The following is a 13299-nucleotide window of genomic DNA, read 5'->3' as shown; positions in this document are numbered from 1 at the left end:
ATGGCTGGTTCTTGGCTAAAAAATGAGTTTCATTCAATCCGGGCTGCAGATTCGGCATCCAAAAATTACTGGATTTTATTTCGGTGGCTGGAATATAATTCAGTAATTTTATCGTCTTAAAATTTGATATGAAAGCAGTTCTCATCACCATAGGCGACGAAATTTTGTCGGGAAATACAGTCGATACCAATTCTAATTTCATCGCAGCCGAACTCAAGAAAATCGGAATTCCGGTGGTGCAGATTTTAACGGTTTCCGATGAAATAGAAAGCATTAAAAGAAACCTGAAATCAGCTTTTGAAATGGCAGATTTGGTGATTACGACCGGCGGTTTGGGCCCTACCAAAGACGATAAAACCAAAACCGCTTTTAAAGAATTCTTTAATGATGAAATCATTCTGGATCCCGAAACTTACGACCATTTGCGGAGGTTATTTGAGAAAAGAAACCGTGCCCATCTTTTAGAACTCAATAAACCACAGGCCGAAGTCTTAAGCAAAGCCTTTATTTTTCAAAACGAGAACGGAAGCGCGCCCTGTCAGATGATTCAGGAAAATGGAAAGATTACCATTTGTATGCCCGGAGTTCCGTTCGAGGTAAAACCTTTGATTAAACATAAAATCATTCCTTTTCTCGCCGAAAAATGGAGTTTGAATTACATTGTAACGCACACTATTTCTGTGGTCGGAATTCCTGAAAGTGTATTATCTGAACAAATTGAAAGTTGGGAATTGGCTTTACCAAAGGATATTTCGCTTTCATATCTTCCCGTGGGAAACCGAATTAAATTGCGCTTAACTGCTCAGGGTAAAAATCAGAAAGAACTCGAACTGCGGATTGAAGAGGAAGTTCAGAAATTAAATCCTTTAATCGGCAATCATGTCATTTCCTGGAACGGTGACGATATTCAGGAAATTTTAAAAGAAATTTTAGATGAAAAAAAGCTCACGGTTTCTACAGCTGAAAGTTGTACCGGCGGCGAACTTTCAAAATTACTCACTTCAATTTCAGGAAGTTCTACTTATTTCCTTGGTGGAATTATCGCTTACGATTATCACAAAAAAATAGAAATTCTGGGCGTTTCTGAAAAAACGATTCAGGAGAAAACAGTGGTTTCTGAAGAAGTTGCACAGGAAATGAGTTTGGGTGCTCAAAAGCTTTTCAAAACGAATATATCGCTTTCTACCACAGGTGTTTCCGGACCGAATTCTGATGAATTCAATAATGAAATCGGAACTGCTTTTTACTCGATTCGGGTTAATGATTTCGAAAAAACCAATCGTTTACATCTTCCACATTTCGAGCGAAATGATTTCGTCAATTTTGTGTCGCAGAGAGTTTTACAGGATTTGGTTGAGATTTTAATTCGGGAGCAATATTAGAAATTTTGATTAATCATCAAGTAAAAGGCTCTATTTTTTCAGTCATCTAAAATTCAGCTTTTTGAACTTGAATTTAAAGTTCGAAAATCAAATCTTCCGTAAAGGCAATACATTCAAAATCCTGACAGGACTGCGTGTCCAGGCCGGTAAATTTACTGAATGCCGGAAGAATTAACTGATTTTCTGAAAGCCGAAAACAAGGCAATCTTACAGTTTTTCGTTTTTCCAGTTTTACCGTAACTCCGGGATGAAGATGTCCGGAAATTGAAAACTTATTTTCTGAATTTTCCGGGATATGAATAAAAGTAAAAGGTTTGGTATAAAGAGAATTTTCAATGATGCTGATGTTTAAATCAAGTAAAAAGTCAGCATTTTTTATATCATGATTTCCTTTAATTAAAATAATTTTCAGGGTACTATTTAACGTTCGCCATTCTTCAAATATTTTGAAATCTGCGTTTTTTCCGGCGTGCAAAAAATCACCGACAACGATAAGTTGCTCTGCTTCAAAATGTTGAATTAAAAAATCCAGTCTTTCCAGATCATCTTCTAAAATATCCGACGGAACCGGAATACCGTTTTTTCTAAAATAAGCGGTTTTTCCTAAGTGTAAATCACTGATAATTAATGATTTGTTTCCCGTCCAAAAAAGAGCACGCTGATTGGTGAAAATGAGGTTTTCTTTCTGAACGGTTTTTTCTATAGTCTGCAGATTCATTTTTTCATTTTCTTTTTCAGGGCTTCCATTTTCATTCTCAGAATGCGGGCTTTCAGATCTTCGCTGCTCAAACTTTGGCGCAGACTGTCAACTTTAATTGGAAAACTTAAGGGCGTAAAGGTATTTGAATTTTTAATAATAATTTCACTTTTATGAATGCGATCAAAGGCTGAAACCAATCTCGCTTCATCGATCTGCTGAAAAAAAACTTCGGAATATGCCTGCTTTAATAATAAATTTTCGGGATCGTAATCCTCCAGCACATTAAATATTAAACCTGAAGAGGATTGTAAATTTTTATTGTTTTTCTGCTGTCCGGGATAAGTTCTGATGACCATTCCCGAAATTACTGCGATGTCCCGAAACTTCCGTCTGGCCATTTCGGTGGAATTGACCGACGCCATAACATCGCGGATTAAATGTTCTTTGGATAATATTTCATGAATATTTTCTTCACTTAACGGAATTTCTATTTTCGAAAATAGTTCAAAACCGTAATCATTCATCGCAATTGAAAAAGAAATGGGTGAAATCCTGGAAATTCGGTAGGCAACCAATGCCGACATCACTTCGTGAATCAATCTGCCTTCAAACGGGTACATAAACAGATGATGGCCTTCGCGGGTTTTGATGCGTTCAACCAAAAACTCGTTTTCGCTTGGAATATGTGAATTTTCCTGTTGGCTTACCAGAAGTGGATGCAAAAACCGCAGTTCTTTTTCAGAAGATTTCGCGTTGAGAGATTCCGAAAGTTTTTGTCTCAGAAAACCGCTCAAATAGGAGGATAACGGTAATCTTCCGCCCAAATAACTCGGGACGATTCCTTTTCCGCTGGAGTTCCGAACGTAGACGGTCATTTCTTTGACGTGGGAAACTTCAAGAACTCTTCCGGCCAAAACAAACTTATCGTTTTTCTTTAATTTAGAAATAAAATACTCTTCGATCATTCCTACGTATCCGCCACCAAAAAACTTGACTTTTAGCATGGAATCACTCACAATCGCACCAATATTCATGCGGTGTAACATTGCAATTCTGCGCGAAGTGACTTTATATAAAGAGTTTTCGATAACAACTTTATGATATTCTTCGTAGTTTTTTAATTTTCCGCCAACGGTAATGAATGTCAAAATCCAGTTCCATTCTTCAGGTGAAAGTTCTTTAAAAGCGTTGGTTTGGGTGATTTGATTAAATGTTTCATTTTCATTAAAGCCATCGCCAACCGCCAGAGTTAAGACAAATTGAAGTAAAACATCATAACATAAAACGAGCGGTTCCCGCGGTTCGATTTTATTTTGTTTCACGGCTTCCTTTAAAGCTGCAACTTCGATTAATTCTAAAGAATGGGTCGGAACAAAATAGATTTTTGAAGTTTCGAAAGGCGAATGTCCGCTTCGGCCGGCGCGTTGTAAAAATCTTGCAATTCCTTTGCTGGAACCAATTTGAATAACAGTGTCAACGGGTTTGAAATCTACGCCCAAATCCAGCGATGAGGTGGATATGACGGCTTTTAAATATCCTGAAGATAAATTTTCTTCAATCCAAATCCGGATATCTTTATCCACCGAACTGTGATGAATAGCGATCTGTCCCGCAAAATCGGGATGCTCAGTCAGCAAAACCTGATACCACATTTCGGCCTGACTTCGGGTATTGGTAAACACCAAAGTCGTTTGACTTTCCAGAATAATAGGAATTATTTTATCAGCGAGTTTCGTTCCTAAATGTCCGGCCCAAGGCAAAACTTCGACATCATCGGGGAAAATAGATTTGATTTCGATTTTCTTTTTTTCTTTGGCAACAATTTTAGTTTTTTTAATCGGGTAGGGAATGAGGACTTCCATGGCTTCGTCCAGATTTCCGATGGTTGCCGTGATTCCCCATATTTTTAATTTTTTCTGATAACTAAAAATCCGTGAAACGACCAGTTCGGTCATCACGCCTCGTTTCGAACTCAGCAACTCATGCCATTCATCAACAACGATGCACTGAAGATTTTTGAAAAATTTCTGGTGTTGTTTTTGGGCTAAAAGCAGATGCAGACTTTCGGGCGTTATGATCAAAATATCAGGCATTTTTTTGGTCTGCTTCGCCCGAATTTCTTTTGGCGTATCACCATTTCTCACGGCAACTTCCCAGTCTAATCCGATTTCTTCCAAAGCTTCGCTCATCGCTTTTGCAATATCTTTTGCTAAGGCGCGCAGTGGCGTAATCCACAGAAGTTTCATGCCGGATTTGTAATGGTCCGGATTGTTCATATAATCGATGACGACGGCTAAAAAAACCGAGAATGTTTTTCCAAAACCTGTTGGCGCGATCACCATTCCCGAATAATTCTGGGAAAATTTATACCACGTTTCAGACTGAAAACCAAAGGGTTCGCGGTCTTTGTCTTCCATCCATTTTTCGATGATCTGGAAACCTGTGGAATTTTTAAATTTTTCGGTCATTCAGAATTTAAATATATTTTGAAACACCAGTTTCACTACTGTTTTTCACTATTAAAATAAACGAATTTTTTTTTTTTAATGGTACCATACGTCTTACTTTTTAACAAAATTATATTAAAAAATTATGAGGTCTTTCGGGGTTTTAAAAATTAAGTAATCAGTTTCTTAATTTCCTCAAGGTCATCAATTTCGTCGGCTGTTTTATCCCGGCGCCAACGGACGATTCGCGGGAACCGCAATGCCACGCCACTTTTATGCCGGCTGCTGAAACCGATTCCTTCGAAAGCGATTTCAAAAACCAGTTCAGGTTTTACAGTTCGGACCGGCCCAAATTTTTCGATGGCGTTTTTGTTCACAAATTTGCTGACTTCCATAATTTCTTTGTCTGTCAAACCTGAATAAGCTTTCGTGATGGTGACGAGTTTATCATCATTTTTTACTGCAAAAGTATAGTCAGTATAATAGCTGCTTCGGCGGCCGGAACCTTTTTGAGCGTAAATTAATACCGCATCAATCGTGAGAGGACTGACTTTCCATTTCCACCAGTCGCCTTTTTTTCTGCCGGCATGATATCGGGAATTTGTCTCTTTTAACATTAAACCTTCAGAATTATTGTCCCGAGAGTTTTCCCTGATTTGGGCTAATTCTTCCCACGTTTCAGTATGAATGATTTCTGATATTTTAATATTCTGGACTGGGGAATCTGCAAGTAAATTTTCTAAAAGCAGTCGTCTTTCGGACAAAGACCTTTCTCTGAGATCCTCAAATTCCAGTTCCAAAATGTCATAAACAAAAATATGAACCGGAAGTTCTTCCAGCATTTTTTTAGGAATTGTTTTTCGGTTCAGGCGCTTCTGCAGTTCATTAAAATTAAGAACTCTGTCGTCTTTCACCACGAGAATTTCACCATCGATTACAAAATTACCTTCCACTTCTTTTAACGCGGAAACAATTTCGGGAAACTGTTCTGTGACCAATTCTTCGCCGCGCGACCAAATAAATATTTCTTCATTTCGCCTGATGAACTGTCCGCGGATGCCATCCCATTTAAATTCTGCCTGCCAGTTTTTTCGGTTGCCCAATTCCTGAATTTCTTTTTCTAAAGGATATGCCAGACAAAAAGGATAAGGTTTGGAAGCATCCGGATTGATATGGGTTCCCAGGATTAAATCGTCAAAATTCTCTTCGTCAATTTTCCATTTTCCCATAATGCTGTGCATCAGAATATTGGTTTCAACACCGGAATATTTTGACAGTGCATTGATCAACAGTTTTTTAGAAACTCCGATTCGAAAACTTCCGCCAATTAATTTGTTAAAGATGAATCGTTCCACATGATTCAAACCGTTCCAGGATTCCAGGACATACTTTTTCTTTTCATCATCGGTTTGGTCTTTTAAGGCATTCAATTCGGTCATCCATTGTGTTAACGGTTTGTCGGTTTGGTTTTCGGCGTTGGGAAGGATCAGTGATAATGTTTCGCCCAAATCGCCCACGGCAGCATACGATTCTACAAAAAGCCACTCCGGAAGTTGCGTGATTTCTAAAGCCCATTGCTTTAAAAGATTGGTGTTTACCGGTCTTTTCGGTCTTTTGCCGGTAAATAAAGCCAGGAACCACAACTTGTCATTGGCATTTGCGGTGTTCAGGTAAGAAACCATCGCCTCTACTTTCGCGGTTGTTTTGTTGGTGCTGTCGAGCGCATTGATGAGTTGGGCAAAATCTTTCATTTAGTTTCTAGGAGTTCTTTTTCGGTGGTTTCTTCATCTCCGAAAATGGTTTTTAATTCTACGGCATTGATTCCAATTTCGTTTAAATATTTAGAAAATATGGCGATTTGTCCATGGGTGACATATACTTTTTCGGCTTCGGTGGCTTTCACGGTTTCAATTAATCCGTTCCAGTCTGCGTGATCGGAAATTGCAAATCCGGCGTCGGCGGAGCGCCACCTTCTGGAACCCCGAACCTGCATCCAGCCGGAACAGATCGCGGTGGCACGATTCGGTATTTTTTTAATGATGTTGGAATCAAATAATGCGGGCGGTAAAATCACGATTTCGCCATCGGTTGATTTTAAACTCTCCTGAAAATTCAGCGTTTCATATTCAGGTAAATGAATTCCCACAGATTCTATTCCTTCATTGAGTTTGCCGATCGACTGATGAACGAAAATCTTTCCGCTGCCTTCGATGGATTTCATAATCCGTTGGGCTTTTCCTAAAGAATAACCGATGAAGACGGACGTTTTACCGTTTTCACGATTTTGTTGAACCCAGTTTTGCATTAATTCTGAATATTCCTGCGGTTTTAACCAGTTATAAATTGGTAATCCAAAAGTACTTTCTGTGATAAATTCGTGGCACTTAACCAATTCAAAAGGCGTAGACAATCCGTCGTCGTCTGTTTTATAATCTCCGGAAAAGACAATCACATACCCTTTGTACTCCATTCTGATCTGCGCTGATCCGATGATATGTCCGGCAGGATGTAAGGAAACTTTCACTCCATTAATAATAATTTCCTGTCGATATTCCACCGTTTGAATTTCAATATCTTGCCCAACTCTATGTTTTAAAATGGGCTTCGTAAATTGATGGCACAAATATTTTTTCATTCCCCAACGTGCGTGGTCACCATGCCCGTGAGAAATTACGGCCAGATCAACGGGTTTCCAGGGATCAATGTAGAATTTACCCGGAATGCAGTATATTCCTTTGTCGGTGAGGCGAATAAAAGTAGGGTTTTTCATTAACAGTTTATAAATTAAAAGCGAAAATTAAGCCAATATTTTCCGGTTATTTCCTGGTTTAAAAAAAATGGGTTTACCTTTTTTATTGCCTTAAATGTGAGTTACTGTCTTTAAATTGTGGGCATAAAACCATTTTGAATAATGAAAAATAGAAGTTTGACCTTTTTATTATTAAGCATAACTAAATAAAAGTTCAATATATTTGTTCTTTGAATTTATGTAAAATATCTCTTTTAACCTTTATTTAAAATTTGATGAAAAAATATCTTGGTTTTTTAATGCTATTGTTATTTCATTTTGCAGCCTACAGCCAACAAAGTTTAAGTGCTGATGAATTGTTCGTTGAAGCCCGGAACGCAGCTTTTGAACAGAAAGATTATCCCACCGCCATTAAACTTACAAAGGCAGCATTGGAAAAAGCGCCGGATTATACAGATATTTCTGTTTTTTTAGGAAGACTTTATACCTGGACCAATGATTTAAGTTCTGCAAGAGAGGTCTTTGAAGGACTACAGAAAAAGGAAGTTCACGATGAAGATTTTTTTATAGCGTACGGTTCTCTGGAGTATTGGAATGATCAAAATGCAAAAGCAACAGAAATTCTGAATAAAGGACTGGAATACCATCCTCAATCGGAAGCGCTGCTATTGCTGAAGGCGAAAGTCGATTTTAATAATTCAGATTATGCGGGGGCGGAAAAAACAATCAACACTCTTCTGCGAATTAATCCTAAAAATACAGAAGCCAGAGCTCTTTCCATTAAAATAAATGATTTTACTTCTAAAAATGCCATAGGTATTACCTATAATTTTTCTCATTTTGATAAACAGTTTGATGATGACTGGCATATCGTGGGGCTAAGTTACAAAAGAGTTACGCCAATCGGGTCGGTGATTCTGAAAGGGAATTATGCCAATAAATTTGCGGCAAGCGGTACTCAGATTGAACTTGAGGCTTATCCGAAATTGTCTAAAATGTTTTATCTGTATGTTGGAGCGGGCTATTCCAATGATGTCGGAATCTTTCCGAAATATAGAAGCGGTGTTTCTTTAAATGCGAATCTTCCGAAAAGTTATGAAGCTGAAATAGGCTACAGACAACTTTACTTCAGCAATAATATTTGGATGTATACCGCCTCGGTCGGGAAATATTACAAGAATTTCTGGTTTAATTTAAGGACTTATATTACGCCGGATAATGATAATATTTCTCAGTCTTATACGGGGACGGTTCGCTATTATACCAAAGGAGCTGCGGATTATTTTGCTTTTCAAATCGGAACCGGAATCAGTCCGGAAAGTTATCTCAGCAATTTATTGGAAAATGAAATCTATAAACTGAAAACTTTCAAAATTGGCGGAGAATATAATTTTGCCCTGAAAAAAACAAACCTCTTCTCTATTTCTGCAATGTATTATAATACAGAATATTTGCCTAAAACCAAGGGAAATCAGTATGATTTTTCATTAGGATATACCAAAAAGTTTTAAAATTTTGATCGCGTGTTTTTGATGAAATTGGCGATCACGGAATCCGGCATCAGCTTTTTAGTGCGGTAAAACTGGGAATTCATATTTTTGAACTCTTTGAAACTCTCGGTGGCTTTGTTAAAAGCTGTTTCATTATTTACACCATCTTCCTGCAGATTATTTAAAAGTAAAAGCTGGTTGTTTTGCAGGTGATATTTCCCGTAAACGTAGTCAATCAGTTGATTTTTACTCTGCATTAATGGAATTCTTAGTTGGTCAGTTCTTGGTTTTTCTGAAAGACCTCTGCCCATCCAGGTGACGGTAGACGGAGTTGAAATAGTATAATTGTCTCTATAATAAGCCAGAATTGAAGGCGCCACATCAAAATGACTTACGGTATTTTTAAAATGTTTCGATTCCTTTAGAAGAGGCGAATACACCAACAAAGGAACATGGTACCGGTCTATTTTCGACTCCAGCGTAATTTCCGGCATACTGTGGTCACCGGTGATCACAAAGATGGTATTTTTAAAATCATCGCGTTTGCGGTAACTTCTGAAAAAATTATTTAAGGCATCATCCAGATTTAATACTGAAACCAATTGCTTTCTGTTATCCAGCGCCCATTTTTTCTGTTTGTTTGACAACTGATTTGAATTCACCCGCTGCGTAAACAACTTCTCGTAATAAGGAGCATTATTAATTAAAAACGGATTATGCGTTGATAAAGTAAGAATAATATCGAAATACGGTTTTGGCATTGGTTTCTGAACCTGCAGCATTTTTCCGAAAACAGCCTGGTCCTCATAACCCCAACTTTCGCCGCCCACGCTTGACGGCAATTTTTGATACGGTGTATCATACGAAAACTCATCTACTATATGATCTACTTTGCTGTATTCCAAAAATTCTTTTATACGGTCAAAAGCACTGTTGCCGCCGTAGAAAAATCCTGTTTCAAATCCGTTTGATTTTAAAACAGTGTACAGATTAAAATGGTCGGGAGTTTTTTCTATTTCCAAAAATCCGTTTTTTCCGAAAGGTAAAGAACCTGTAATCGTGGGTAGAACCGCAAATGTTCGTCCGGAGGAACTTAAATTATTTTCCCAATAAAGGCTTTTGCCTGCCAGCGAATCGATGAAAGGAGTGAAGTTTCCGACATAGCCGTTTGGCGAACTGTAGGCATGCCCTAAACCTTCGACGAGGACGAAAACGAGATTCGGTACTTTATCAGATTTGTTCAGATACGAGCCTAAAAAGTCCGGGGTATTTTCTTTCCGCCAAAATGGGAACGATTGGTCGAGCATCTCCGAATTTATTTCAAAATTATTTGAATCACCACCAAAAGCAGTTAATTCCGGATGTTCACTAATGAAGTTATCGATGTTAGAATTTAAAAAATAAGCCCATTTGCTTTTCGCGGCGTTCTGATCAAATTCATTTAAACCGTTTGAATGATCTGACTGCATCATATCATTAGGGAAGGAAAAACTGATTGCTCCGAGACCTAAAAATACTGCGGCAACATATTTGGGCTTAAAAGAGGATTTAGAAGCGAACCAAAAAGGAATAAAGGAGATTGCAATTAAAATTCCTATTAAGGCAAAATTTTTAAAATTAAGCATTCCACTTGCCTCTAAAATCTGTTTCATTTCCGCTTCACTGTAATAAAGAATATCAGCACCCAATAAATTATGCGATTCTGAAAAATATATGAATAACAGGTATTGGCTTACGACGACGAAGGTGAATGAGATGATGATTAAAGTTTTCGCCCAGCTTTCGTTCAGGAAATTTAAAATTAAATAAATGAGACCAGAACCCAATATCAATTTTAATACAAATATCAGATTGTTTAGTAAAAGATTCTCACCAAGGACTGAACTGTTCAGCGTTTGAAAAGTATGCCGGTACCAAACCCATTCTGCAAAGGTTCCCAATGAAAACAATAATAAAAAGACACCTGCAAATATGGCCCACTGATGAAGTCCACGTTGCAGCATTGCCCAAATCCGCTTTTTGAACGGTAAACCAGAATGGTTCTGATTAAAGCCCTGTCTGGTCATTTCGCCCCAGGCATGGGATTTTTTAAAATAATCGATAAACCCACTCACTCCCGCTTTTACCACAAGAGGATGAAAATAGAAAGGCTCTGAAATGGCGACGCCGATTAAGGTCAGGAAATCTTTCCTTTTGGCGTAAACCTGATGACATAAAAGATCTACCAAAATACCGTAGATTGAAAAAAGAAATCCTGATGATATGACCAAGGCGAATAAAATAATAAAGAAAGGCCAGTTGATAATTCCTAAGATCAAAAATAGGATAAAAATAACGTAACCTAAAAATTCTATAAGTGGACCCAGCAATTCAAAAAAGAACCAGTATGGAAGACTGATCATTCCCAGTTTTCCGTATTTTGGATTAAACATTAATTTACGGTGTTTCCACAGGGTTTCCATGGTTCCGCGCATCCATCTGTTTCGCTGCTTTTTAAGAATAGCCTTTGTTTCCGGTGCTTCGGTCCAGCACAAAGGATCGGGAATGGTGATGACTTCGTAGGGTTCTTTCTTTTCTTCCATATACTTTCGCATACGGACTACCAGCTCCATATCTTCGCCAACGGTGTTTCGGTCGTAACCACCGCAAGCGAGAACTATTTTTCTGTCAAAAACTCCAAAAGCCCCCGAAATTAAAATTAATCCTGAAGCGCGTGACCAAGCCATTCTCCCCAATACAAAAGCTCTGATGTATTCTAAAGCTTGGGTTCTTCCTAGCAGTGTTTTAGGAATATTAACATCGGTGACTTTGCCATTTTCAATTTTACAGTTATTGGCCAGACGGATAACTCCGCCACAGGCAATAAGCTTTTTATCAGTTTGTTCCAGAAAGGGTTTTGCTAATTTCAAGATCGCATCCTGTTCCAGAATACAGTCTACATCGATACAGACAAGATAGTCACCGGAAGATATATTAACTCCAACATTTAGTGCATCTGCTTTACCGCCGTTATCTTTGTCTACGATAATTAATTTTTTGAAGGCGGGATTTTTACTTTTATAAACTTCGCGGATCTTGTTGGTTTCTATTTCGCCCTGTACAAAAAAAGAAACCGCTTCAAGTTCATAAGCCTCAATCAGCTTTAATATCGAATCGTCTTTGCTTCCATCATTTATGATGATGATTTCCAGATTGTGATAATAAAGAGACAACAGAGATCTTACATTTTCTACGATGGTCATACTTTCATTATAAGCGGGAGCTATAACGCTGAAAGTCGGGGCATTTGGATTAGCTGCAATCATGCTGTAATCGGTGAAAGCATTCTTTTTTTTATAACGGATAACAGCACCTAGCGCGTAAATTCCGATCCATCCGTATACAAGAAACACCGCTGTTCCATACAACAGGAACAGCCAGATTATAAGCTCATAAATGATTTGAGAAAATACTAGCATACCTTTTCCTGCATGGAATGTTTAATAATTTGGATGAGTTGTTCCGGAGAAGATTCGTTTTCTGCCAAGCTCATTAAAAAAGTTTCATGGCCGAGCGAGAAAAGAGCTTCAGCTGCGAAGATTTTTAACTTCGGAAAAGGGTGGTCAATCAGCTGTTTTTTTAAAAAAACTACAGCGCGCTGGTCTTTTGCAATTTTTAAAACCTTAATGATTTCAACCTGCACATCGGGAGTTTGGTTTGTATAAGATGCGGTAAGATCATTCACGGTAGAAGGGTTTTCCAGGGACTGCAAGGTTTGTACCGCCTGTATTCTTACTTGTTCTGAAGAATGGTCCAGTAAATTTAAAATTTCAGAATAAAATGATAACATCTGGAACTTTCTCGCTAACCGAAGTGTAAAAATAATTACGGAATTATTTTCACTTCGTAGCCAGTTCTTAAAGGAGTCATCACCGTTTTCAGGAATATGAGAAACTGAAAGGAGCAAACGCAATTGTTGCCATTCTGAAATCATATTAGAAGCGGTATCCAAAAACTGCAGGCCGTCGAAACCTTTAAAACTAACCATTGCGTATTGCGCTTCCTGGTAAACAAGAGATGAAGAATGTGTTAAAAGAGAATTTATTTTTGGGACTGCTGTTTCTACCCGCATGGAAGTAAGTTCCTGTATGCCGCCCGCAATAAGGTAAGGTTTTTTTTGATCTAATTTTTCAAAGGCCTCTTTTTCGAGGTTATAATCCTGAAAAAGTTTATTGATTTCATTTTGTGCTGCCCCCGAAAATTTCTTTTCTGAATCGACCAGTTTTTCTAGAAATAAATCGCGGAAAGAGGAGTTATTAGAAAACTGACTGAAACGGTCAGCGTCTGTTTTTTCAAGTTCATCACTACCATGAACGATTACCTGTGTAACTTTGTAATCTATTTCCTGTGACCAGTTTATAAGATCAATGAGTTTTTTGAAGAGATAAAAACTGTAGTACAGTACCCCCAAAATTAACAGGAAAACGATTAACAGTATTCCCAGAAAGGTGTCGAAAAGAAAATGCAGTGAAATGTCTAAAAACAGCATAGT

The 13299-nt window shown here is 38.0% G+C and carries 8 protein-coding genes; 2 read left to right on the top strand and 6 right to left on the bottom strand.

Going from position 1 to position 13299, the window contains the following annotated elements; all coding sequences use genetic code 11:
• Positions 1-128 precede the first annotated feature (128 nt).
• Entirely contained in the window at positions 129-1382 is a 1254-nt protein-coding gene (locus QGN23_RS07580; protein WP_282903747.1) for a CinA family nicotinamide mononucleotide deamidase-related protein, read from the top strand.
• A gap of 73 nt (positions 1383-1455) precedes the next feature.
• Here QGN23_RS07580 and pdeM read toward each other — a convergent pair whose 3' ends face one another.
• The 4 genes from pdeM to QGN23_RS07560 form a co-directional block, all read right to left on the bottom strand.
• Complete coding sequence (pdeM, locus tag QGN23_RS07575; protein WP_282903746.1) at positions 1456-2100, bottom strand: ligase-associated DNA damage response endonuclease PdeM; 645 nt, start codon at positions 2098-2100, stop codon at positions 1456-1458.
• The gene (locus QGN23_RS07570) at positions 2097-4550 is read right to left on the bottom strand and encodes a ligase-associated DNA damage response DEXH box helicase (RefSeq protein ID WP_282903745.1); all 2454 of its coding nucleotides are present in this window, start codon (positions 4548-4550) and stop codon (positions 2097-2099) included. The genes pdeM and QGN23_RS07570 overlap by 4 nt, the downstream gene beginning before the upstream one ends.
• A 149-nt stretch (positions 4551-4699) precedes the next feature.
• Positions 4700-6280, bottom strand: a complete 1581-nt coding sequence (locus QGN23_RS07565; protein WP_282903744.1) for an ATP-dependent DNA ligase — start codon at positions 6278-6280, stop codon at positions 4700-4702.
• Positions 6277-7299: a ligase-associated DNA damage response exonuclease gene (locus tag QGN23_RS07560; protein WP_282903743.1), complete on the bottom strand. Its 1023-nt coding sequence runs from the start codon at positions 7297-7299 to the stop codon at positions 6277-6279. The genes QGN23_RS07565 and QGN23_RS07560 overlap by 4 nt, the downstream gene beginning before the upstream one ends.
• Before the next feature lie 254 nt (positions 7300-7553).
• On the opposite strand from QGN23_RS07560, the gene QGN23_RS07555 reads away from it, so the two are divergent.
• Positions 7554-8789: a YaiO family outer membrane beta-barrel protein gene (locus tag QGN23_RS07555; protein ID WP_282903742.1), complete on the top strand. Its 1236-nt coding sequence runs from the start codon at positions 7554-7556 to the stop codon at positions 8787-8789.
• On the opposite strand, the gene QGN23_RS07550 is transcribed toward QGN23_RS07555, so the two are convergent.
• Entirely contained in the window at positions 8786-12226 is a 3441-nt protein-coding gene (locus QGN23_RS07550) for a sulfatase-like hydrolase/transferase (RefSeq protein WP_282903741.1), read from the bottom strand. The genes QGN23_RS07555 and QGN23_RS07550 overlap by 4 nt on opposite strands.
• The gene (locus QGN23_RS07545; RefSeq protein WP_282903740.1) at positions 12220-13296 is read right to left on the bottom strand and encodes a HEAT repeat domain-containing protein; all 1077 of its coding nucleotides are present in this window, start codon (positions 13294-13296) and stop codon (positions 12220-12222) included. Before QGN23_RS07545 ends, QGN23_RS07550 begins: the two co-directional genes overlap by 7 nt.
• Positions 13297-13299: the final 3 nt, after the last annotated feature.

Source organism: Chryseobacterium gotjawalense (genome assembly GCF_030012525.1).
GTDB lineage: Bacteria > Bacteroidota > Bacteroidia > Flavobacteriales > Weeksellaceae > Kaistella > Kaistella gotjawalense.
This window is presented reverse-complemented; position numbering and strand designations above follow the sequence as displayed.

Bases quoted from the DNA above. Each gene is read 5' to 3' on its own strand.
- QGN23_RS07550 (WP_282903741.1), bottom strand. From the start codon at position 12,226: ATGCTAGTATTTTCTCAAATCATTTATGAGCTTATAATCTGGCTGTTC.
- QGN23_RS07565 (WP_282903744.1), bottom strand. From the start codon at position 6,280: ATGAAAGATTTTGCCCAACTCATCAATGCGCTCGACAGCACCAACAAA.
- QGN23_RS07555 (WP_282903742.1), top strand. From the start codon at position 7,554: ATGAAAAAATATCTTGGTTTTTTAATGCTATTGTTATTTCATTTTGCA.
- pdeM (WP_282903746.1), bottom strand. From the start codon at position 2,100: ATGAATCTGCAGACTATAGAAAAAACCGTTCAGAAAGAAAACCTCATT.
- QGN23_RS07570 (WP_282903745.1), bottom strand. From the start codon at position 4,550: ATGACCGAAAAATTTAAAAATTCCACAGGTTTCCAGATCATCGAAAAA.
- QGN23_RS07580 (WP_282903747.1), top strand. From the start codon at position 129: ATGAAAGCAGTTCTCATCACCATAGGCGACGAAATTTTGTCGGGAAAT.
- QGN23_RS07545 (WP_282903740.1), bottom strand. From the start codon at position 13,296: ATGCTGTTTTTAGACATTTCACTGCATTTTCTTTTCGACACCTTTCTG.
- QGN23_RS07560 (WP_282903743.1), bottom strand. From the start codon at position 7,299: ATGAAAAACCCTACTTTTATTCGCCTCACCGACAAAGGAATATACTGC.